At 37.3% G+C, this 24,545-nt stretch carries 19 protein-coding genes; 10 read left to right on the forward strand and 9 right to left on the reverse strand.

All coding sequences use genetic code 11. The annotated features are described in order from the left end of the window. The first annotated feature begins 29 nt into the window (after nt 1–29). The 3 genes from AC58QM_RS03395 (at nt 30) to AC58QM_RS03405 (ending at nt 3,042) form a co-directional block, all read left to right on the forward strand. Complete coding sequence (locus AC58QM_RS03395; RefSeq protein ID WP_497281343.1) at nt 30–1,283, forward strand: hypothetical protein; 1,254 nt, start codon at nt 30–32, stop codon at nt 1,281–1,283. Between the two features lie 2 nt (nt 1,284–1,285). Continuing rightward, on the forward strand, nt 1,286–2,635 hold the full coding sequence (locus AC58QM_RS03400) for a hypothetical protein (protein ID WP_497281345.1): 1,350 nt from the start codon (nt 1,286–1,288) through the stop codon (nt 2,633–2,635). A gap of 107 nt (nt 2,636–2,742) precedes the next feature. Further along, nucleotides 2,743–3,042 (forward strand): hypothetical protein, encoded by a 300-nt coding sequence (locus tag AC58QM_RS03405; protein ID WP_497281346.1) that lies wholly within the window; start codon nt 2,743–2,745, stop codon nt 3,040–3,042. Between the two features lie 55 nt (nt 3,043–3,097). Here AC58QM_RS03405 and AC58QM_RS03410 read toward each other — a convergent pair whose 3' ends face one another. From AC58QM_RS03410 to AC58QM_RS03430, 5 genes are all read right to left on the reverse strand, one after another. Continuing rightward, entirely contained in the window at nt 3,098–4,876 is a 1,779-nt protein-coding gene (locus tag AC58QM_RS03410; protein ID WP_497281348.1) for an ATP-binding protein, read from the reverse strand. A 15-nt stretch (nt 4,877–4,891) separates the two neighbouring features. Continuing rightward, nucleotides 4,892–5,944 carry an SIR2 family protein gene (locus AC58QM_RS03415; protein WP_497281350.1) on the reverse strand — a complete coding sequence of 351 codons (1,053 nt, stop codon included), beginning with the start codon at nt 5,942–5,944 and terminating at the stop codon, nt 4,892–4,894. A 387-nt stretch (nt 5,945–6,331) separates the two neighbouring features. After that, nucleotides 6,332–7,909 (reverse strand): recombinase family protein, encoded by a 1,578-nt coding sequence (locus tag AC58QM_RS03420; RefSeq protein ID WP_497281352.1) that lies wholly within the window; start codon nt 7,907–7,909, stop codon nt 6,332–6,334. Next, nucleotides 7,893–9,344, reverse strand: a complete 1,452-nt coding sequence (locus AC58QM_RS03425; protein WP_497281354.1) for a recombinase family protein — start codon at nt 9,342–9,344, stop codon at nt 7,893–7,895. The genes AC58QM_RS03420 and AC58QM_RS03425 overlap by 17 nt, the downstream gene beginning before the upstream one ends. A gap of 3 nt (nt 9,345–9,347) precedes the next feature. After that, nucleotides 9,348–9,509, reverse strand: a complete 162-nt coding sequence (locus AC58QM_RS03430) for a hypothetical protein (RefSeq protein ID WP_497281356.1) — start codon at nt 9,507–9,509, stop codon at nt 9,348–9,350. A gap of 30 nt (nt 9,510–9,539) precedes the next feature. On the opposite strand from AC58QM_RS03430, the gene AC58QM_RS03435 reads away from it, so the two are divergent. After that, complete coding sequence (locus AC58QM_RS03435; protein ID WP_497281358.1) at nt 9,540–9,884, forward strand: helix-turn-helix domain-containing protein; 345 nt, start codon at nt 9,540–9,542, stop codon at nt 9,882–9,884. Between the two features lie 101 nt (nt 9,885–9,985). Here AC58QM_RS03435 and AC58QM_RS03440 read toward each other — a convergent pair whose 3' ends face one another. Further along, a complete protein-coding gene (locus tag AC58QM_RS03440) occupies nt 9,986–10,246 on the reverse strand; it encodes a hypothetical protein (protein ID WP_497281359.1) in 261 nt (86 codons plus the stop codon). A gap of 103 nt (nt 10,247–10,349) precedes the next feature. Here AC58QM_RS03440 and AC58QM_RS03445 point away from each other — a divergent pair, with 103 nt between their 5' ends. Continuing rightward, complete coding sequence (locus tag AC58QM_RS03445; RefSeq protein WP_497281361.1) at nt 10,350–11,831, forward strand: recombinase family protein; 1,482 nt, start codon at nt 10,350–10,352, stop codon at nt 11,829–11,831. A gap of 292 nt (nt 11,832–12,123) precedes the next feature. Here the strand turns inward: AC58QM_RS03445 and AC58QM_RS03450 are convergent, their stop codons facing one another. The 3 genes from AC58QM_RS03450 to AC58QM_RS03460 form a co-directional block, all read right to left on the reverse strand. Beyond that, nucleotides 12,124–12,666: a hypothetical protein gene (locus AC58QM_RS03450; protein ID WP_497281363.1), complete on the reverse strand. Its 543-nt coding sequence runs from the start codon at nt 12,664–12,666 to the stop codon at nt 12,124–12,126. Next, nucleotides 12,654–15,980: a RecQ family ATP-dependent DNA helicase gene (locus tag AC58QM_RS03455; protein WP_497281365.1), complete on the reverse strand. Its 3,327-nt coding sequence runs from the start codon at nt 15,978–15,980 to the stop codon at nt 12,654–12,656. The genes AC58QM_RS03450 and AC58QM_RS03455 overlap by 13 nt, the downstream gene beginning before the upstream one ends. Nucleotides 15,981–16,132: 152 nt before the next feature. After that, the gene (locus tag AC58QM_RS03460; protein WP_497281367.1) at nt 16,133–17,044 is read right to left on the reverse strand and encodes a hypothetical protein; all 912 of its coding nucleotides are present in this window, start codon (nt 17,042–17,044) and stop codon (nt 16,133–16,135) included. A 519-nt stretch (nt 17,045–17,563) separates the two neighbouring features. Here AC58QM_RS03460 and AC58QM_RS03465 point away from each other — a divergent pair. The 5 genes from AC58QM_RS03465 (at nt 17,564) to AC58QM_RS03485 (ending at nt 24,538) form a co-directional block, all read left to right on the forward strand. Beyond that, nucleotides 17,564–20,161 (forward strand): AAA family ATPase, encoded by a 2,598-nt coding sequence (locus AC58QM_RS03465; RefSeq protein WP_497281369.1) that lies wholly within the window; start codon nt 17,564–17,566, stop codon nt 20,159–20,161. A gap of 2 nt (nt 20,162–20,163) precedes the next feature. Continuing rightward, the gene (locus AC58QM_RS03470) at nt 20,164–21,201 is read left to right on the forward strand and encodes an McrC family protein (RefSeq protein ID WP_497281371.1); all 1,038 of its coding nucleotides are present in this window, start codon (nt 20,164–20,166) and stop codon (nt 21,199–21,201) included. Nucleotides 21,202–21,207: 6 nt separating this feature from the next. Then, entirely contained in the window at nt 21,208–22,368 is a 1,161-nt protein-coding gene (locus tag AC58QM_RS03475; protein ID WP_497281373.1) for an EVE domain-containing protein, read from the forward strand. A 28-nt stretch (nt 22,369–22,396) separates the two neighbouring features. Next, nucleotides 22,397–23,299: a GIY-YIG nuclease family protein gene (locus AC58QM_RS03480; RefSeq protein WP_497281375.1), complete on the forward strand. Its 903-nt coding sequence runs from the start codon at nt 22,397–22,399 to the stop codon at nt 23,297–23,299. A gap of 108 nt (nt 23,300–23,407) precedes the next feature. Continuing rightward, nucleotides 23,408–24,538, forward strand: coding sequence for a hypothetical protein (locus AC58QM_RS03485; RefSeq protein ID WP_497281377.1), 1,131 nt, complete (start codon nt 23,408–23,410; stop codon nt 24,536–24,538). Nucleotides 24,539–24,545: the final 7 nt, after the last annotated feature.

A 24,545-nucleotide genomic window follows, 5' to 3' on the forward strand; every position in this document is an offset into this window, starting at 1 on the left:
TATTTTAAAGTTAACACAAGGAGGACTACATGTTATTTACTAAGTACACATTTAAAAAAGTGATGAATAATGATAAAACATGTTATTTTTGTGGAATAAGTTTAAGGCAATATTTAGACAATCTATCAAGTGATTTTATGGAATATGATATCCAAAGAGGTGTTGTTAATAATATCTATTTAGATAAAATAGTCGATACTGTATTGAATAAAGACCACATACCTCCGATTACTCTTGTTACTGATGAAGTGAGCATAAATGTGGATGTAGAAAATGGTTTAATTATTAATGAAGTGAAAATTCTCGACGGGCTACAAAGAACATTTAGATTAAAAATATTATGGGATACTGTTTTATTCCTCGAAGATAAATCACGAAATTTAAATGATGATTTAAATAACTATTCCAAACTTGAACTTTCAAGAAAATTCGGAAAGGAATTAAAAGAATTTTCTTCTTCAACATTAATTTTAGAAAGATTAATACATAGTGGAAAGAATTTAAATGACATCAAAGATTGTTTTAACGAAATCCAATGGTTTGAAATTTGGGAAGGGCTTAGTCCTAAAGAAGAAGTGGAAAAAATGTTGCTACTTAATGCGGGTCATAAGCAGGTTTCGTTAAAACATCAATTAGAGTTACTTTTCCTCAATTTGCTTCCATATTTTGAAGATGTCCTCCCATACAAGCATAATGAATTCAAATTGTTAAGAGATAAAAAAATTAGCTCTATAACTTATAGTAAAGGAAGGGAAAAAGGAGAGTTTTTATTTTCTCATCTAATTACAGCATCTCTATCTTTTTTATTGCAGGATACCATAACTCCAAATGCGTCATTAATACATGATATACAAGAAGAGAAATTTTTAAACGGAGAATCAATACAATCTCATATTACATTTGACTTCTTGCAGGACGTTGTAAAGTTCTTACTTGAATTGGATAATTTTTTAGATGAGAAATATCCTGATAAGGAAGGTCTGCAATGGCTTTCAAGAGATACAGTGACTATTGGACTATTCGCAGCACTAGGTAGATTCCATGAAGATTTAATGACAGATAAGCCTATTGGACATACATTTAATTATTTTATGGATATTTTGAACTCAACCGAAAATGATCTAATAAATGTGCGTCTCTATAATGAATACAGGTCTAATTTGGACCTAAGCAAAGTTAATATTGGAGATATAACAAAAAAAGCCGTTTCACTTGGGATCCGGAACTTGTTACATACAAATGATCGTATTGATTGGCGTGTTTGTTTCGGAGGTGTACTTTAAAAATGGTAACGGGAATTGTAAAAGGTCCAATTGATATATTTTATGATAATATAGAAAAAATGGTTAATTATGTCATTAATAATTATAGCGATAATAATTTTAGTGATAAAGGTATAAATGATCTGGACGATTTGATTACAGTATTAAATGACACTTTTATTGAAGTTGATGCTACTAGGGCTGAAGGAGATATTGTAGCTGATTTAAAGAAAATCGAGAAAATATTTGATGAGCTTCATAAAAAATATCCAGATGTTCTGGGTAATACAATTAATTACTATCAAATAATATTGAAACTATTAAAAAAAGTTGCTTCGTTTGACCCAAGTTATCTTGCAGGATTAGCCTTAATACATGATTTGTTTAAAATAGTTCCTTTTGATACAAAATTTAAAAAATTTTATTTTGATAAAGCGGCAACACTTGATAAATATGTTGTTGTATTTTCTTTGGATTCCCTTGATAAATTTGATGAACTAATTTCAGAGTTAACGAATGAATTGATTTTTCATTTATTATTAAATCTTGATATAACAGTAGATCCTCCAGCAAATAAAAAATATTTGATGATCAACAAGGATCTCCCAATCGAAGTTGATAAAATAAATGCATTTATAGAGCTATTTGAGGTTTCGGAAGGTCGAGAAATTCATAACCCATACAGATACACCAAAGGTCCTTCGATAACATCGGAAATTAATTGGGATTACCAATTAGGGTATCAACAATTCGAGGAATCGTTTTACATATTAAGTGAATACAATTTCCAAAAAAATATTATTGATAAATACCTAAAACTTTATCAAGTTATTGAGAATTTTATGTTTAGAGAGCCTATATGCTCACTTGTGAATGGAAGTGGAACGGATATGTTTTCCATAAGACACTTCCAGAATTTATACAAGAGAGTGCAGGATGGCGAACAAGATTCATTAAAAAAATTTATTAAGGCTGTAAGCGATTCATCTTTCGTTGGTTCGTCAACGTTCAAAAATGTAATAATGTCAACTTGGACAAACACGTTAAACAAAACTTCTACTAGCAGAGTAGAAATCAATGATTTATTAGTTAGACTAGGTTTTAAAAATAATCGTGGGAATAATGTGGGGAATGGAGATATCAGTGATTTTTTTTCTGAGTTAGTATATCGAATGAGAAATTGCATAGTTCACAATAAAGAAACAGAGTTTCACATTACATATGGGAACTTCGATCAATACCCTGCAATATCCAATATTATGGAAAACCATCTTATCATATGTTTGGAAGAGATAGTTTATAATTTGCTGATAAAGAAAAACAATTTTATCTGGTATGATAAGTCAACAATAAAATTATACAAAAATTCCTAATGTATGAAAAATAGGCTTATTTCGTTAAGGTGTTAAAAAGCTTTGCGGAAATTAATTCCAGATGTTAAAATCATCTTATCTTTCATAAATAATAAGGAGTGTTGATTTTGAGTTATGATATTGTTGATTTAGCAAATAAGAATTATGAAGATTTTGAAGATGCCCTATTGAAAAGAAAAGTTGTAAGTAAATTGAGGGACTATTTAACTGATTTAGATTTGGTAAATGAAGAAGATGTTACTTCTGATGATTTTGAACAAGTATTTGATGCTTTGTACGATGAAATGAAAAATCGTGTACAAGAATCTATTACAAACAGACAACAAGAAATTGAAAATGGAATTTATGCAAAAGATGAAATTCAACAAGTTAACGATGATATTGAAACATTGCAAAGCTCTTTATAATTTAAAAGTTAAAAAAAACGATAGAGTGCTCAAGCTCAATCGTTTTTTTTATTGGTTAGTTCCTGCTTTGTTTTCGTAAATTTTCTACAGCCTGTGCTAAATCAACCTTTTCGCCACTATTCTGCCATCTAGACCAGAACTCTATTGTAGAACTCTTTGGAGGATGTTTAGGCTTATTCAATAATATTCTTGTTGGTAGCAACGTAGAGTCACCAACAACAACAGCTTCTCCTACTTCAAGCCCAGGCAACACATCTAATAAACCGCCTAGAGTATCTGGTAATAAATTTTTAACGACTGATTTATCACGCTCGTTCGTTAATCTTAAGGAAATAATGTTGTTACATTGACTTAAGATCGTGGTACTGACATCTGATGGACGCTGACTGACAACAAAGAGCCCAATACCATATTTACGTCCCTCTTTTGCTATTCGCTCAAAATTTTCGAGTGATTTGCGTTCTGTTGAGTTCTGAGGCGAATTTGGTAAATATAAATGTGCCTCATCACAGATAAGTAAAATTGGATGCCTTCCTTCATTGTCACTACCAGGATCAAGCCAAAATTGTACTTGGTAAACTAATCTTGCAACTAAGCTTACAATAATGGGAAGTATGTCTGATGGTACCTCTGAGAAGTCAATTATTTTAATTCCAGGCTTTTCATACCCAGCAATACCGGAATGTCCCATGAGTGTATTTGCAATTTCGAATAATGATTCGTATTCGTAATTTTCCTCGGGCGCTTGGAATAAAAAACCGTAACGTCTGTCTTCAATTTTGTTTTTTAATCTTATCAGCAATCTTGTTAATTTATCGAATAGGGGTCCCTGTTTTGTTTTTGCTTGTCCTTTGTTATCTCCGGTCTTATATACTTCACCTGTTTCAATTTCTTCGTTGTTTTTTTGCTCCAATAAATTAATGATACTTTCCATATGAAAAGGAATAGGGCTGTTTACAGTAAAACTATCTAGAACGTCTTTTTTACCTAAAGAAGTTAGAGTCTGCTTTTTTATTTCTGTAATTGCTTCAAGGACAGCCATAGACTGATTTGGTGCCGACTGTTCTGAATAGTCAATAATCAATGATTGGATTTCCTCATAATTCATAAGCCAAAAAGGTAAAAAAAGCACATTTTTATCCGGAGATGTTAAATCACCTGGTCCAGCGATTCTCAGTTGCTGTGTATATGGAAGTTCTGTGTACTCACCATGTAGATCAAAGAGAATTATGTTTGTATTATTAAGCTGAGTGGCTTGTTCAAGTATTGTTGCCACAGACCATGACTTACCTGATCCTGTGCTTCCAAGTAATGCAGCATGTCGCTGAAAAAGTTTGTTTGCGTCAAGATAAGTTTTTGCTTTTCTGTCTAATGCATATACACCTATCTCAAGAGGCTGGAGTATATCTCCGTTCTCAGCATTACCTATAATACTCATGAACTTTTCAAGTGCAGTGCCCTCTAAAGGGAAAACAAGTCGATTTATATCAGGTAAACTTAATATAGCTCTAGTAAAATGATTGTGCTTTGTACCGTGGCGTGCTAAATAAGTTCCAACTAAAGTGACTTGAATTGTATTCATTTCATCTGGAATTTGGTCTACAGTAGCTTCATCTGATTGATCTTGAAGTTTATACTCGATCGGATCTCTCCAAACTCTATTTACAAGTCCAATCACCCATTCGTTGGCATCTTGTCCCTGAATTGAAACTAAGCGTCCAACGCGTGCCTGTGATAATTTTTCAGACGAAGTTACTCTGATAAATATTTGAGATGTATCAACTCCTCTAACTTCACCAATAGCCATATGTTCTCCGTATTCAAATATCGACATGGTTGCCCCCTAAGTTTATATAATTCTCTTTACAAATTGATCAAGACTCCAAATTGGATCATCCCAAATTCCCTCTTGTTGATTAAAGTACCATTTTGTTTGCAGGTGACCGACTTCTTCTAATGCAATTATCTGTTTAAATGAATTAATTAGTTCTTTAGCTGAGGGAGAAAGCCATTTTGTTAAAATCAAACAATCTACGCCAGCTTTTAGTTTGTCTTGTAAGACTGTCTGGAGATGAACATCATTGAATCCATATCCGAGTATTAAAATTGAGTTGGAATTTTGAATACACTCATTTGCCATTTCTCTATGAGAGTTCATTGTGGAATCTGTGAGGCTCGTCTTGAATTTTGTGCTACCTGGTGTAATTATAACTCGTTTAGCTCCATCTATTATTTGGTGTGATTCGTAGGTTTCCCCATTGATTCTCTGCCAATATAGTGAACCGTGAGGCTTCAGTAATCTGACTCGTGGTACTTTTTTGTATCTTACATTACTTCGCCGATCGAAGTGGAGGGTTGGTTTGTATAAATCAGATTTCAAATGATTTAGATCAAATTTTAATAAATAGGTTCCCTTGAAGCCAGTGCAACAATTGACTTCAATTAAATCGCAAGCATATTCTACTAGATGATCATAATTTGGAGTAATAACATTTAAAGTTTGGTTGTCTGGAGGAAGGCTGTCGACAAGATGTTTAAGTAATTTAGCAAATGGATAATCACTTAATTGTAGTTTTGGAATTAAATTATGAGCTTCAATGTCCTTACTGTGTACTAGCAGGGCTGTCTCATCGATGATAATATCGAGCAGTTCTTCGCAAATATTTATTTTATTTAATCCTTCTTCAAAACCGAATTGATTTATAAGCTTAAGACAGGTATCCCATTCTGTTAATATTTCGTTATTTCCATCACATAACTGAGGGATTCTTGTTTTTAAGTGTTCCATTAGTTGGCTCATTCCGGGTAAACCCATAGATAGGGATAAACCTGTTCCGACGATTATTATAGGTTTTTTTCGAATAAATTCTTGAATGTATACTAATCCTGCTTCAAAGTTCATCAGACCCTCGCAAAAAAGTGTTATTATTTAACTTGTTTTTATATTCGGCAAATATTGACAATTTCCCTCTTTTTATAACAACACCAATTTCCGAGATTAGTAAGAGATCATTTTATAATAGAATCCCAAAAAACCGAGAAACGTTTACCATCCTAAATTCCTGTCCATACTGATGAATGTAAGAAAGAGGACAAACCCCAGTGGACAAGCACCTTCCAAGCGTTTCGTCTCGGTAGCTGGGTAGGCTACCGATCGGGTGCCTATCTCGTTACCGAGATTTTGGCACCCGCGACGGACAAGCTGACCCAATAACCGAGAACTTGTCCAGCTTTCAATTGATTTATCCAAGTTAACTAAAAAACCGACCGTCTCATTAAGGACGGTCGGTTAACTGATGGTCGTTCTGACAAGGCTACTTCTAGTTTGGATGGCGATGTCGCCATGAGAAACAACATTTTTGCTGTCAATGGTTTTTGGAGTTAAAGAAGCTTGCTGAACCAAATAAGTGATCATTTTCCGGATGTCGTGGTCATTGTCGCGGCTCGTCATGATGCTCATGGATTTGATATTTCGGGTGATTTCAGCTTCGTTTCCTTCAATCAGTTCAAGGTACTGAGCGCTCTTATCTAACCGAATAAGTTCTGTTTTGAGTTCTTTAATCCGACTGGTAAGGTGTTGATTCTGAAGCGTAAGGATTTGAACCATCTTGGTGTTACCATCGATGGTTTCAAGATCCTTAACTAAAGCCGCGAGGCGTTTAGAGTGATCTTCAACCATCTGCAGCTGATGTTCAGCTCTATTTAACTCGGATTTGGTCTTATTCAACCGATGAGCAACGAGTTGACGTTCCTTCAATAGCTCGTCATATACAAGTGAGCTAACAGTCTCCATGTTTTGTGATTTCAAATCATTTAACACGGCATCTATGACAGCATGCATCCGATCCGCTTCGATTTTATATTTGCAAATCGTACATTGGTACCACCTTTTTCCATATTGGCGACTTCGGGTCTTATCAAATGTGATTTGGTCCTTGCAAACCAATAATCCGCTACAGACTGAGCAATAGAGCAGATTGCTGAGAAAGAAGCTCGTTTTGTACATTTTTGGACTTAATTCGCCAGTTTTTCTCTTCTCATAGATCGCCCAGGTCTCTTTCCATTCATCCAAGCTCATTATGGGTTCGATTAAATCACTTTCTACCATCATCCAGTTATCAATTGGAGTTATCGAGTTTCTTGAGCGTTCGGACTTGCGATGATGAGACAAATAACCTGCGTAAAATGGGTTCGTAATGATCCACCGAACAGCTGTTTTATTCATAGGCTTTTCGAATTCATTGCTAATCAAGCGAGCAATGGATTGAAAGCCTTCTCTGTTGCGGTACAACTCGTACACACGTCGTACAATCGTTAATTCTTCTGCGCATTGAGAAAAGGTTTTGGTTATTTTGTCATAACGGTAACCAAATGGAGCTTTTCCACCAGTCCATTTTCCTTGCATTGCAATGCTCTTTGCAGTATCGCGAGTACGTATCCTGGTATTGTCGACTTCTAATTTGGATGTTCCATCCTTGATCAGATCAACAATAAAATCTCCAGAGTCATACAAGCTCTCTGAGCTGCTAATAACAACGGGGATATTGCAACCGGTTAGAGTCATTCGAATTTTTTGATGTTCCATCGGATTTCGCGCAAGACGGTCATGATGATTGATTACGACATAATCAAATTTGCCGTCAATCGCATCTTTAAGAAGACGGGAAACCCCTTCCCGGTCATCTAATTGTTTTTTTCTAGCGGATACGCCAGCATCTTCATACTCACACGTAATTATACACCCGTATTTTTTGGCAAACTCATAAACCATGGAGCGCTGTGTTTCCAACGTTTGCTTATCGGTAGAGTGACGACCATAGAAAGCGCCTCTCATCCCAGGCTTAATTAGATTAGCTAACGGCAACATGTGCGACCACAGCCTTTCCTTGGAAAGGATCCCGAAATTGCAGATGTAGTGAGGGGGCATCAAGCTCGATACGATGGACGATGTCGCGAATGAAAGTTTCTCTTTCGCTGTCACTGTAGGAGAGAACTTCAGTAGTCAAATCAACCGAAAGCTGTAGCCGCTTCATGAGATGAAATTGTTGCCGTAATCGATCTAGTTCTTCTGGATAATGCTGCTGCAACAGCTCTTCTCGATGAATGCAATCGAGCAGGTAGAACAACTCATCCTGTGAATTTGTCGTGGTGGACTCCATCCATATTGCTGTACATTCATAGAGTTTTTGTTTGTATACCACAATCGCCTCTTTGCTTTCAGCAATGGAATTTTGATAGAACTGAATCCAGTCGCCATGAGTCAGCTGATATACTTCAAGGAAGTAGGTTTGAAACTGCCCGGTAATGAATTTTGCACACTCCTCTAAAATCCTTGTCTCTAACTGGTCAGGAGCAAAACGGATGTAATTATGCTTCTTACAGGTATAAAATTTCCTAGTGTTTACATCCGGTACTTCCTTCCCAAACATGGCATTTCCGCATTTCTTGCAAAATAACAAACCGTCCAGCATCATGGATGTTCGACTACTATTTCGAGTACGAGTTTGGACTAGGCTTTTTAAACGATCGTTAGCCATTTTCCAAGTCAATTCGTCAACGATAACGAGGTCATCATTTTCGATCTCAACATACTCGCCAAACTCTTCGATTTTTCTGATGCCTTTATAGATAGTGTGTCCAATCAATCTTTGGATTTGATTGTAATCCCATTTGGCAGGAAACCAAGTTTTCTGCTGCATATCTCGGACAAAATCTGAAAATGTATCACAATTTGTCTCGATGATCGCATCATAGAGCTTTCTGATCGTCTCCCCTTGAGTAGGATCAACTTGGTATTTCTTATCTTTGTTGACTACGTAGCCATATGCAACCCGACCTTGAGCATGCTTACCTTGTCTTGTCATCGAATATTTCGTTTCTTTAATACGCTGGACGATCTGATTAGCTTCACGCTGATTGAAGCCGGCAATAATTAGTTCGAAGAATTCTCCCGCTGGCGAATATTGAATGGGGATTTCATTGTCGGCGGTGAAAACGACCGTAATTTGCTTAGAACGAAGCAGCTCGAATAACTCCATCGATTGCAGAACATTTCTGGCTAAACGATCACGTTTATACACGTAGATCGTTGAGATTAAGCCCGATTTGATGTCATGAATAAGACGGTTCAGCTGCGGTCTCTCATGAATTTCGGTTTTTCTTGCCGATACAGCTTCATCCAGATACAGGTCGTCGAATAAAACTCCTTTCGACTTGACTTTCTCCAAAGCAAGAGCCTTTTGCATATCAATGGAATGCTCCTGCGATTTAATGGAAGATCGTGCATACAATACCGTCTTCATTGGCTATTCAGCCTCCTCAAGGCTGTTGTCAGCATGATCAACGATAAGCTGTTTCTTCAGTAAATCGACGTATAACTCCATCCATTTGCGCGCGGCTTGAGGATCATGAATCTGGCTAATGGATGATATTTGAAGCTCAGTTGTTCGAGGTCTTTTACGGTTCATGCGAGATTCCTCCTAAGGTGGTGATGAAAAATGAGCAATTTTGGTCAACAGCTTCGGCAAATCAGACAGCAGAGAGGGGTCGGACTGAATGAGTTTGCCAAAGAGATAGGTGTGTCACCAGCGTATTTAAGTAATCTGGAGACAGGGAAAACACAGACTATTCAATTGGAAATACTCAGCAAACTGCAGCAGGAATTACATATGATCATCGACGAAACCTCAAAAGAGAACGACGATGCTGTATGGCGCGCAGAACGCATAAGCGATTTGTTACGGGACTTGCACAGTACGAATCCGAATGCTGCAGATTACTTAATGACGGTGGTCGAGCAGGGAGTAGAAATATTCGGAGCCAGATCAATGGACATCCATTAAGCTACCCCAGAAACTGGAATAGTATTCATGAAAATAAATGGCTGTTCATTTTGGTGAATAAAATAATTGCGAAGAGGAAAGCCTAACCCATATACAAGGGGTTAGGCTTTTGTCGTGCAGCAGGTTAATTCTGAGGTGGAATCATCCTGAGCGATCGTAATTTGGAAACTTGGTTGGTTATCTCTGCCGAGCCTTTGTTGCAACCAAATATCCGCCGCTGCACGTTTCATGCGAATTTCAAATTCGTTGAGGCGACATAAAACAAGATCAGAAAATGAGTGCTGACTAAGGTCGGACAATGATGCAAAGCTGATCTGTTTGTCACGATGTTCAATTGTAAAACGGACTTTGAGTTGTCCCATAACATCACCTCGGTCTATTCTATGCAGTAGGGTGGAAGGGACAACCCCTCGATTTAACATAAATTCAAGTGGACAAGCATAGGAATGGACAAGGGGGGAAGTCATGAGCGGCAAACAGCAGCATAAAGAACCATTCAGCAGCCTCCGTTCAGTGGCTTTGTACTGCAGGGTCTCGACGGATGAGCAAGCAAGAGAGGGCGTCTCGCTCGATGAGCAGCAAGAAAGACTGAAAGCCTATTGTCGAGCAATGGGTTGGTCCGATCAGGTGCAAGTCTTTGTAGATGATGGATTCTCAGCCAAAAACATGGAACGTCCGGAGCTTAAACGATTGCTTCATGCATTGAAAAGTGGCAGTGTTTCTCGAATCATGGTTACTAAGCTTGATCGTATGAGTAGAAGATTGCTGGATCTACTCAATCTGATTGATTTATTTCAGGATTATGAAGTTTCGTTTGTATCCATTAGCGAATCGTTCGATACGAATACACCTTCGGGAAGATTGACGCTTCAGGTACTTGGGGCAGTAGCTGAATTTGAGAGGGAGCGTATTCGTGAACGTGTTTTTGAAAATATGTTTCATGCCGCCACTACTGGGAAATGGCTAACACAAAGTCCGTACGGGTATGACTTAGTGGACAAGTCCCTAGTTATTAATGAAAAGGAATCGGAAATTGTGAAGAGGGTATACGATTTGTATCTAAATGAGGGGCTAGGATTTTTTTCTATTGCCAAAAGATTAAACGAGGAAGGCATTCCGTCCAGACAGCGGAAAGAGTGGTCGATTCGAGCGATTAAGCTGATGCTAACGAATCCTGCCTACAAAGGTGCCTTGGTATGGAATCGGATAGATTCGAGCAAATCTCAGCGCAAAGATAAGGATGAAAAGGAGTGGGTGAATGTGGAAGATTGTCTCCCTGTCATTATCGACAAACCGGATTGGGAACGTGTTCAGAAGAGAATGGGACAGATTACCGTAGCTCCAAGAGCCCAGACGAGCCCTCATCTGTTGGGTGGCTTGCTTAAATGTGGAAACTGCGGATCGGGTATGAGCATCGGATTCTCGGGTACTCCGGGAAAACGATATCGGGTATATCGCTGCTCTGCGAATAAGAATAAAGGGACTTGTACGAGTAAGCAATATCGCGCTGATTCCGTCGAAGAATGGTTTAAAGATGGTTTACTACAGCTGGTTGAAGATACAACAGGCGTTCTAATGATCATGGCGAAGGAGGCGTCTGTAAAATCGGAGCGGGAGCAGCTTGAACAAAAGGTAAACACGGCAAAAGCGCGCTATAAGCGGAAAATCGAAGCATATACCTCAGGCTTAATTGAGTTGAACGATTTGAACGAGGAGAAGGCTAGATTGGACCACATTTTATCTGGATTAGAGCAGATGGCTAATGGGGAAATTGATGAGCTGGATATGGGACAGGTTCAGAAGGAGTTGAACGGTAAAATAAACAACATCATTTCTGCTATGGATTTACTGCCAGTTGAGCAAGCGAAAGGAATTATTCAAACGTTGATACAATTTGTGGTCGTTCATGGAGTTGAAGACATTGAGATCCGTTTGCTACCTCTATAAGAGAGGACAAGTATTGGTATCTCATGTGGTGACGTGGACGAGATGATGATCGTTTATTCGACCGTCGAGGAGGTGGAAGAGCTAGCGGCGCAATATGTGGCTGATTCCTAATATGCAATATTCAGCATTGCAGATCGAATTGAAGGAGAGCAGGGCTAATTGATTGTCGATCGAAGGAACCGCCTTATTTGCCGCAAAAGAAAAAATATCATTAAGCTGCCCCGTCGGACTCGGACGGGGGTTATCTGTATATTTTACAGTTGAGGTTTAGAGTATTGGTTGCCTATGATCTCTATTTTAAAAACAATACAAGGAATATTACGATAACCATTAAACCAGCGTTAATAGCTAATGATATCTTATTAAATTTCATACTTGCTAATAATGTTGAATGTTGTTGATCTTGCTGGTTACTAATGTTACTGAGGTTATGGACAAGCTTATCATGGTTTTGGTTTTGTTGTTGCTGGGCTTGTTTAATCTCATTATTAATATCCCTATGGTTATTTTCTAATGACACTTCAATGGCTTTGAATTGTTTCGACAACCCCGAAATTTTATCGATGATGTTAACCTGGGCTTGTTCTTGTAATACTTGCCTGGCTTCAATATTTTTGGCTATTGTGTGATACAACTCCAGCTTGCTATCTAAAATTTCTTGATACAATTTGATTTGATCTTTGGATTGAAGCAACGTGGCAGAGGTGCGAGTTAATTCAATTTGCATTTTTTCAATGAGATTCAAATACTCCGATGCTTTTTTCACTTTTGAGATTTCGGCACCTAATTCCTCGATATAGACTTCTAGTTGATTCACCTGGTCTAAGCTTCCCATGGATATCCTCCCAATGACTGTTGTTTAATGCTCGAATGAAGGCTCTTAATGATATGCGCGTATATGCTATTACTTTCGAAAGTTTGATAAATGCTCTTTAGATCAGGCATCTGATCAAATCCATTGGTAATAAGTAACTCACTTAATTGTTCTTTCTGATCCGTGTTTAAATATTGATCTGACGTTGTCAATATGGATTGTAGCATTTCGCCGCGCTCGCCAGATTCCAATTGATTAGTATCCCGAATTGCTGAGAGTAACCTTTCTCTTCCGTCGATAGTCTCAAAGTCGTCTTCAGCAAGGCTGAGTAAGCCGCTGACTAAATTCAAAGCAATATCATTCTTGTAACTTTCCAAGAAACGGCTTACTGTGATTTTCAGGCTTTTGAAGGTACTTTTCGCACGAGGGATATCTTCTTTACCTTCAGCTTGAACAACAAAAATTTTATTCCACAAAGAAAGATTATTTCGTTTGCCGACAATGCTTTCTAATACATAAACATCGTCGTTTCGCTTGAAATAAGTCTCAATCTTCTGTTGAAAGCTATCGCTATCAGTAAAATCGTCTGCGAATTGTTTCATCAACAAAATGGATTGTTTTTTGGAGTAAACGACATTATCGTTGTACCATTTCAATAACACGTGCAGCGCTCTCTTAATAAAGGGGATATTCTCGTTATTGAAACGAGTAATGTAATCGGTATATTGTTCAGCATGTCGGTCAGTTGGATTTAAAGTAAATGTATACTCATATTTCTGGATATGGGAAATGAGTTGTTTAATCACACTATCCTCTGTCCAATTGGCGAATACAACTTCAATCTGTCGCATTTTCCAATCAATGGTCCAGTCCTCTATAACCCCAAGCAATGCTAATCGATAGACGTACCGTTCTTTATTTTCGCGATCTTCATCAAAGTGGAAATTTAATAACACTTCAATATTATCTGTAGTGCGAATGAATTCGTAAAAATCAAATATTTCTTCTATTTCTGCTTCAATGTTCATTAGATTACTAGACAAAAAATAATATAAAGAGTTTAAATCCCCCTTCAAATGCTTTGCTGCTGTTTTTAATAAGTCAACATCGGTATGAATGCCAAATAGGGATTGCTTTGTAACTTCTTGCAGATTATCAGGGTTATACAATACAACGCAATTAGCATTATTCTTATCCCGACCTGCACGACCGGCTTCTTGATAGAAGGATTCTAATGATCCTGGAATACCGTAATGAAGGGTTAACCCGATATTCGGCTTATCTATGCCCATACCAAAGGCTTTCGTAGCAACCATGACATCGATTTGATCTGCCATGAACTTTTGCTGAATATGATCCTTATAGTTTGAGAATGATTGGGATGGTTCTGCTTCCCATTTTTTCGGCTGTTTTCCTGAGAAAAATCCTGTTCTTAATCCCGTCACATTATTTATCTTATGGTGTAACTCGAAGCAACCAGAATTTCCATTCACGTTAGTTGTAAAAACTAATGAAGCACGATTGGTATTATGGTTCTGAAAATTAATTAACTGATCAACTAATACTTCATCTCGTTCTTTTGAAGTTATTGGTATGATGTTGAATTTCAATTCATCTCGAGTGAAACGAGAAATGGTTATAACATTGTTGTTATCGATAGCTAATTCATTTCTGATATCCAATAATACTTTTGAAGATGCAGTTGCGGTTAAAGCAAGAAATCTAGCTGAAGGCGCATATTTATTGATTGTATTTGCAAGAGCCAAGTAGGATGTTCTAAACTCATGTCCCCATTCAGATAAGCAGTGTACTTCATCAATAACGGCAATTGATATTGCTTTAGTTAGATTAATGTCGGATAACTGCGCTCTGAAGTGTTTGGACTGAAATCGCTCTGGTGAAATAATCAGGAATAAATATTTCCCTTTGGCAAATTCACTAAGTCTATTCTTAGATTCTTCAGCCTGTAAATCGGCATTGATGTAACTGCATGAAGTAATGAAATGTTTTGCTCTCAAATTATTGATTTGGTCTAACATCAAAGATTTAATGGGGGCGACAACAAAACTTATAGCAGGTTGAAGCATCACACAGATTTGATAAGTTAGAGATTTACCGCCACCAGTTGGCAACAATCCAATAGTATCCTGACCATTCAGGCAATTTATTATAATTTCAAGTTGACCATCATTAAATGACTTATGACCGAATAAGTTTTCTAGCAAAAACTCTAAATTTTCTCTATGTAAGTTTGGTTGTAAAGAGTAAATAATGGGATCCTTTACTTTTACAAATGAATAATTTGCCTCGTCATCAAAGTCAGTTTTGATGTGAAATACATTGGATTCTTTAGTGGAGTCATCCCAACGCTTAAATAAGTCAAATTTGATGTTTATGGTTTTGTGATTGATAGGTAAGAGCTTTACATCTTCGGTTGTTGTTATATTCAGGTGAGGCATACTGATTTGTATATTAAATAAAGACGCGATATTACTAATCCATAATTCCAAGTCCCTTAAGCTTAGCTCGAGATACGACTTAGCGTCTTTATCGAACAAATTAATGTTCCAATATTCATCATTAAGGGAGATAACACCTCTATCTAGGAGTTCAAGTATGAAGACCTGGAATCTTGCGATAGATGTTAATTTGATTTGTGCATTGTACTGCTTCCTATCCAGTTCCATACAATGCTCGTATTCAGTTATTTTGGATTTGTGATGTTTGTATATCTCCCGAAACTCAGAGAGAAACCCTTTATAGTCCTTGTTATTGATGTTTTTTGTATTAATCCTAATTACTTGTATGCCGGCTTTGTTAAGAGCTCGGTCTCTATTTGTATCAAGTTGCTTTTGCTGTTCATGGATGTGATGTGACCCACCATCAACTTCGATTACAGTTTTAAGTATAGGAATGTAAAAATCAACTTGTTGTTCGGCAAATACATTCGACGATTCTGGGATGATATCCGTTATCGGTACTTCAGCCATAGTTAAGTTTCTAATAAAACCAACTCTATTTAATATCTCTTCAAGATCATTGTAGAACTGCTCTGCTGGGAAATAATTATTTTGTTTATCACCCTTAATTCGCTTGGACCAATCCAGATTATCTCTTGATAGAAATTTTACTGATTCGAGATGATTAAGATAATTGCGGTCTATATTTAATTCCCCTCTGAGGAATGTCGAAGCAATCGTAGGTGCCCCACGCATGATCATATTTTGTATAATTCGAATAATGTTTGTATGAGGGTTAACTATTTGATTAACAGGCAAATTCGTTATAATAAAATTGGGATTTGAGTAGCAGTAATTGGCTGTAAACTTTTTCATTTGTATGTTTCTCCAGTGGAATATGATCTATTAGTAAGATATTCATTACTTCCTATGTTATATCTTATCTGCTTTTTGGCTGGATTCCAATAACTATCTAAGCCTTACAAAAAACATGAAGATGCCCCCGCCGAATTCCGACGGGGGTACGTTTATTCTTCTTGTTGCTGTGGAGGTTCGTCCCCGAGCATTTCATGCAAATCACCAACATTTAAAGGTAGATCAAATTCCTCATCATTCTCATTATCAGCGTCATCATACTCGTCATTAAATAGTTGCTGTTGCCCACTGACAGGGAGTACAGCTTCGTTATTTCTCGGAGGACGTCCCCTTTTACGAGTTGATGTCTCCGTAACTTCTTTGAGTGGTTTGCGTTGGGACAAAAAGAACAACTCCGCATCTTTCTTAGCTAATTCCGTTTTTAATTGTTCATATTCCAGCTTTTTCTCATATTCCATACGCAGTAGATCGATCTGATGTTGCTGCATCTGGTAATGTTGTTTGAGGGCGTTGTTTTCATCTGTTAAACGCTGGATTGTAGCGGGATAGTCCGAGGCTACCCACCTAGCTTGTTCATGTTTCAAAGTTTCGATTTCGTTTTCTTTACCCAATAACGATTTCTTCAATGTAGAACAGAGTTCGTCGTGAACGCTGCTTTGCTTCTGTAAGTCTGTCAGATTTTTCTTGTGTTGATTTGCCTGCCCCTCGGCTTCAATTAATCTAAATTCTACATCCTTGCGCAATTGTTCGTTATGCTTTAGTTGCTGCTGAAGCTCATCTGATGCTTTTTTCCATTCTGCTTCTTGATGTGCCACCTCATTGGCTGTTTTCTTCATCATCTGTAAAATGGTCTCTTGGATGCGTGTCAGGTTCTGCTGGATATAGTCCAAATCGCTAGCGTATCGTTTTGTGCTATCTTGATTCTTTAGTAGATGCAACTCATAGATGGAGAGTACATGCTGAAGCCATTCTTTGTTTGTATCGAAGTCAGAATCCTTGATAAATTTTTCGATCGTATCCTTCAGTTCAGGTGTGACTTTTACTCCAAATGTAACATCAGCCATAGTTCTAACACGGCTCCTTTGATTTGGTTAACGTTGTAACCGTTGACTGGCTTGAGGTTAACCAGTTGTTGAAGTTAACTTGATAGATCCCCTCGTCTTATATATACGCTTGGAATTTCCAAATATGAAAGGTTTTATAGGTATCAGTGTCGAATAAACCTATCAATCTATTACTTTGGAACTAGAGAGAGGTTAGGTTCATTGAAGAAAACTATTGAACCAAATGAAATGTCAGTTATGCGTTTATTCTCAGTTTATTCAAATAAATCAATTAGGGCTGAGCTGGCTACGATTAAAGCTTAGCTTTTTTGATATGTGAATTTCGACGCATAAGAACCAGCATTTTATGGGAATAAAGGATTTTAAAGACTTCATGCCCATCAAACATATTTTCATTTAGACTGCCATGTCTTCGTATTAAGGTACTTACGTTTATTACAGAATGTCCATGTGATTTACTGTAAAAATGCGGTATAGTATTCGTGAATTTAAGTATTTTCTAATGAGGTGTTAATTGCCATGGATTACATACATTTGAAAAAGTACATGCTGAGGGATCAATACATAGACATTTCATTTAACAGATACTTAGCTTTCAAAAATTCTGAGAAATATGACGAATCATACAAATATGAGGTTCTCCCTCGATTAAACCATTTCGTGAAAGGTCTGGACATCAATGAGTTCACCGTTTGTGATATTGTAAAAAAGATTCAAAAAGAAAATCCTCAATTTGTCAGTTTTGTACACGGGAGCAGCATGGCAGATTTGATGAAATATGCTGAGGACCGTCCGTCCGAAGTTGCGGAACTACTTAATGAACTCTACTTGTCCTCATCCCCTGTAGAAAACAGAATTGATCACTTTAAAGAAAAAGGAAAACAGTATAATCCTTCTATTTCACTTGGAGCACCGTTGTTTGGATATCTCCTATCTGCAAAGAACTGTGAACTTTATTCGATTTACAACCAAGAGGTATTTACAAGTATAAAGTCAACTTTCGGGATTGATTCAAAATTAGGGAGTGTAGGCAGTAATTATCAAATATTTTTGAACATGTGTCAGATTGCTTTGGAACATTTATCTGCAATAAATCCTAATCTGATGATGCTCGATATTCAAGATTTCTTTTTTTGCGCTACGCAATATGATCAGATCATTGTAGAAAGTGCAGCCCAATACTTATATGAATTGGCAATAGAATTAAGCGAATATATGAGGCAACCGGATCAATTGTTAGCAAGAATTGCACGATTTGATTCCGACGGGCTGCATGCTCTGCGGGAGCGTTATCGCAACCAGGAAAAGATTAATCGTATCAAATTTGAAGTGCTTGACAGGATTGTCGAATTCGGGTCTGTTCATATGGAAGATCTGGAGGAAATAAAACAACAAATTAATGAAAAGTACGAAACCAACATTTTGCAGTCGTGGAATAACTTCACGATCTTGTTTCAGCTGTATTATGCCAATGTAAAGGAGAAAGTCCAAGAAGAACTACGTAAGATCCATGAAGCAATTCGTAGGATGGACGCATTTAAAAATGCAGATTGTGAACCAAACAAGGTGCTGAATGGTTTTAATTGGAATCAAAATTTTGGGAATAGCGAATGTTGGTTGGCTGTATATAATATAAAGCATTTCAATCATCGGACAGCTCCACAATGCTTTGTTGGTATCGATGAAAACGGCATTCGCTATGGACTTGTATACGGTGACCAACATCCAAACAGAGGTCAGGAAGATGTGGTTGAAACTACAGATAGCAATGCGTTTACGTACGAATCATTCCAACATAAAATGTCCTCGATCTCACAATTCGTACTTGAGCAAGCTTCTGAAGATCAAACTGAAGATCAAATAACATTTAGAGATGAACTAGAAAACATGGAGAACTCTGCACCGGAACAAGAGATCAGTGTAAGTAAATGGGAGGATCTTCTTCAGAATAAAAAGATTTTTAAATCAACCGATCGAGAGTATATCGATAAAATATATGAACTAGGTGGGAAAGCAACGGCTACAGAGCTTGCAACTGCGATGGATAAACATTTTTCCTCATTTAATTCGCCGGTTGTTCAATTGGCAACACGCATATACGATGAAACGGACATTCCACCGATAATAGGTATTGATGGCAAAGTATCATACATTGAAGTGTTGTTTGATTGGGGGTACGCAGATAACGGTCACATCTTTTGGTCGTTAAAACCGAATCTCTATGCTGCTATAGCGTCAACTTATGAGGACTCAGTCAGCCATGATTCTCTTCCAAGCTATACAAAAATGGATTTCTTGAATGAAGTATTTATTAATGAAGCACTGTATGACACGATGGCTAACTTATTAAAGTATAAGAAGAATTTGATCTTGCAGGGTCCACCTGGTGTCGGAAAAACTTTCGTATCCAAACGCCTAGGTTATTCGATTATGGGCGTAAAAGATGAAAGCCGTATAGAGATGGTACAGTTTCACCAAAATTATGCTTATGAAGATTTTGTGATGGGATATAGACCTATGGAAAACGGGTTCGGCTTGGAATATGGTGTATTCTATGAGTTTTGTGAGCGTGCCTTAAAACATCCAGAACATGATTTCTTTTTCATCATAGATGAAATTAACCGAGGTAACTTATCCAAAATTTTCGGCGAATTGTTCATGTTGATTGAGCATGATAAACGTGATGAATATGTAACAATGGGATATTCAAAAGCGAAATTTACAGTTCCCAGTAACGTTTATTTAATCGGCACGATGAATACAGCGGATCGATCTCTTGCGCAGATCGAAGTTGCGCTTCGCCGCCGGTTTGCTTTTGTCACTCTTGAACCAACTTTCAATGATAAGTGGAGACGTGTCCTTCAACAATCTGGCGTCTCCAATAGCCTTGTAGAACGGATTCTTCTGGATGTGGAAAAAATAAATAAAGAAATTCTTGCGGATTTTCAATTAGGTAGAGGCTATGCCATTGGTCACTCCTTTTTTGCAGCGAAGCCGGATCACCTCGACGAAGTTAGCTGGTATGAGGGGATTATTCAATTTGAAATTAAGCCATTAGTTGAGGAATATTTCTACGACCGTCCTGAAATTGTAAATTCGTTGTTTGTTGGTCTGTAATTATGGAGACTACTTTCAAAGTTCCCATCCGCAATTTGTTTTGTATGCTGAGCTATTTAAATGAAATGCCAGAGCTCATAAATAGCTTAAATGAAGTCGATGAAGATTTGATTACGTACGATTTTATTTGCAAGCAATTTATAAAGGAAGCGCGGTACTTGATTCGGTGTGGACTTGTGAAAGAATATGTAGCGAAAAAGGAATCGACCGGTCGGTTAGGTGGACGATTGTTGATGAATGAGTCGCTTCCTTTTATCGCTGCGAGAGCGCCGGTCATTGTTTGTGAAAAGGATGAATATACAGCAAATATTAGGCTTAATCAAATCTTGAAATCTACATTACGTACGATTTGCAATAATCGATACGTAAAAGATGAGACCAGAAAAGCCGGATATATGATCGCAGAGTCGATTTCGGAAGTAGAGTCAATGCCACTGGAAAAGGAATATTTTTCGCAAATTCGCTTTAATCGATTTAACATGCACTATCGTCGCATGATACACATTGCAAAAATACTATTTGAATTTATGTTGCTTTCTCATAACGCAGGGCAGTGGTCTTTAATTTCCGCTGAAGTGGATGAGACCTCGTTGAATCGAATATTCGAGAAGTTTTTGTTTCATTTTTACCGATTGGAACAACAAGAGTACAGTGTCTCATCGGAAACGTTAAAGTGGCGGCTCGAAGGAAACCGTATGTATCTGCCTTCAATGCAGACCGACGTTTCTTTATCTCAAAAACAAGGAAATAACAAAATTATCATAGACGCGAAATTTTACAAAAACATATTTCAGGAGAATTTTCAGAAATCAACGTTTCATAGCCATAACATGTATCAGCTTTTTACATATCTAATGCATCAATCAGAAACATTGAACGTTAGAGGTATATTGATTTACCCGTATAACGGGGTTGATGTTGAGGAATCGTTCAGATGGAATGCTAATATAACAATGGAAGTCACCACGATCAATCTGGATTTATCATGGAAGGATATATATAGGGCATTAATGAAAGTGATTATCCCTCTGGAGGAATAACAATTCATGAAAGAAGAAATTGTATTATTGAAAATACATAACACCATCGTTGAGGGACAGGATCTTTATGAAGCTACAAGGCACATCTGGAGAATAGATAAGAAACGGACCAATTATCTTCAATATGCAGTCGGAATAAATCGCGGCAAAGTTGTATGTGTTTATGAAATAAATAATTGGTATGTAGAAAAAAATAGCCACGGCAAAGATCAGTTATCTTTCGAAGGGTTCGAGGGATCTGTCAGTCTGTTAAATAAGCTCCAAGTTCGAACAGACATGATCTTAAAAAAATTTGGCTCTAAAAGTGAATTAGCTTATCTTTCACTCTCTGATTTAGAGAACAAAGCACCAGAAAATCAAACAACCTGGATATTTCAAGGGAATCCCAGTAAATTCGATATCGATGCATATATAAAAGACCAGAAATATATATGGTGGAGCCTTCGGCAAAAACACTTCGAGAAGGAAATCCGTACAGGAGATGAAGTATTCCTGTGGAGAACCGAGTCAGGTCAGCCTGGTAGTGGCGGACTTATTGCAAGAGGACTAATTATTGGATCGCCGATTATGAGAACTGATGAAGACGCGAAGCAATATTGGAAGACGGAAGATTGGAAAGAGGCAGGGCTTGGTGTACCCATTGAACTACAAGAAGTCAAAGTTTTAAATGGGTTTATTCCCAGAACGGCTATTTTGCAAAATAAGGTACTTGAAGACTTGCTTATCCTTCGAATGGCGAATCAAACGAATTATAAAATCAGCAATGAACATGCATCTGAATTACATGAAATTTGGGGAATGCCTGATGTTGAGCACATTGATGATGATGAAGAAGGAATGCTTTTCCCGGAAGGAAGAAGAGTTTATCGAAAACATCGAATGATAGAACGTAACCCGCACCTCATTAAATCAGCCAAAGAAAAGTACAAACTGCAAAATAATGAAATGCAGTGCATGGCATGCGGATTTTCTTTTGTTGAAAAATATGGATTAATTGGGGAAGACTTTATTGAAGGACATCATACCATTCCTATTTCCGAGATGGCTGAGGAATATCATGCGAAAATCGAGGATATCGCGTTAGTCTGCTCCAATTGTCATCGAATGCTTCATCGAAGACGTCCTTGGATCAAAATGGATGAACTGAAAAATATATTGAACCCATAATATTGTTATTAGTTTAAAGGAGATCTCAATGGGGAAGAAACTTACGATATTCCTAATCGATGGATTAGCTACAGGTCCTAGGACAATTGAAATAGGCAATTGGTCTGGGAAAGCCATCTATTCGCAGCGGTCTTCATTAGCTAAGATTTTGGATCGCGAAGAATTTGAACGACCAGGTGTTTACATTTTTAAATCCATGCCCAACAGCGAGAACTTTAATGAGCGCGTCTACATTGGGGAGGCGGAGAATCTCAAGAAGAGGTTGAAGCAACATTTAGCTAACTCAGAAAAAGACTTTGTTGAACTGGTAGCATTCGTCAGTAAAGATGAAATGTTAACGAAATCACATATTAAGTATCTTGAATCCAAAATCATTGGATTAGCTCGGGAAGCTAAAGCTGCTGAAATTGATAATAGCGTAAATCCTGAGTTGACTACGTTACCGGAAGCTGATCGATCCGATATGGAATTTTATTTGGAACAAATCAAATTGATTTTGCCTGTAGTTAATTTTATGTTTCTTGTTCCATCTGTGTATAAACCATCTAATAATGATCATAAAGAATTGCAGCAAACAGTCGATTCAAAAATGTATTATTTAAAGAGCAAATTAGCAGAAGCAAAGTTGATTGAAGCCGAAGAAGGGTTCGTTGTATTGGAGAACTCGCAGTGTTTGAAGCAGGTGCAAAATTCATTTCCAGAAGGCTATCTCAAATTACGCGAGAAACTAATTGAGACGAATGTTTTGATGGATAACGGAAGCTTGTATGTCTTTAAAGAAAATGCAATATTTACAAGTATAAGCGCGGCTGCAGCAGTGATCTTGGGACGGTCAGCGGCGGGTCCAATTGAATGGGTGGATTCTGACGGACTTACCTACAAACAGAACCAGGAAAGAAAATATAGTAGCGCGGAACCTCGGGGTAATTAAGAAAGAACGGTTTCAATTAAAGTTAGGTTGCTCATCGGCAGCATTAAGAATATTATTGATCACGTTTATTAGTAATTAGACGATTATTGTTTTTTTGGAGGTGTACAAATGATAGCTGGGAATAACGAGATTCAAAAGTATATAAATAGTCGGGAAATTCAATTATGTAAAGGTGAACTAGTTATTGGAGAAGGTAAATCTCAAGTTGACGTTCCAAAAAGCATACTCGACACAGCGGTCACTGCTTTTAAAAACCTATCAGAAACCAAAGAGCATTTAAAAGCTGCGAAAAATGCGGGAGAAGAAGTTTTTAAGGTTATTTTGAAACCGGATTTGCAAGCTGGACTAAAAAGCGGAGAGCTGACTTGGGATGGCTGTAGCTGTGTACTCAAACGTGCCGACAATAAGAGATTCGCAGGACAGATTAAAGTAGAAAAATTTGAAATTGACGGGATATCAAAAGCCAAAGCTGTCGTTTCTGGAATTACAAAAATGATATGTTCAGTTTCAGGACAGATACAGATAGCTGAAATAAACAAGAAGTTAGATAAAATACAGGAATCCGTTAATAAAGTTCGAGAAGAGGCATGGCGGGACAGGATTTCCGAGTTGAATGCACATTCTCGTGTTATTCACAATGTACAGGCTAAAAAATTTAAGCACAAAGAAAACGAGATAGAGCTAATTCGTAATGCGATACTTGTTATCGAAAAGCATTTGGATTTTTTCAGAAACTCTATAGAGCATGAACTCACAAAAAAAATAAAGCTCAATTATTCAAAATCATTTTTTGAAATATTCAATTATTTTTTTAGCAAACAAAAGAATGATTACAATGATACATATATTTATGAAGTCAAAACTTTACTTAATGAGTACTCTTTTTTTGTTGACTTATACCTTGAGGCACGTGACCTCCTGTATATTTGTTATCAGTATATCGGTGAATACTCAATAGCCGAAGCAAATTATGAAGAATCGTATTACTTTATACAGGATAAAAACGCAGAATTACGGAAAAAGGTCATGTTCTGTTTTAATCTTGTAGACCATGTGGAACACCATATTGAGAATCTTTCAAGCTTAACTCCACAACTTAAGCGTCAAGGAATTAATATCTCTAATGCTCTTAATGAGTCTGACAGTAAAATCACTATCGGTAATGTTCTTTTTGAAACAAACGCAGAAATAAGGATTGATATACCAATATCTTTGCTGGAGGTTGATAACTATGATTAAGCTCTGC

The organism is Paenibacillus sp. J22P165, from assembly GCF_059692015.1.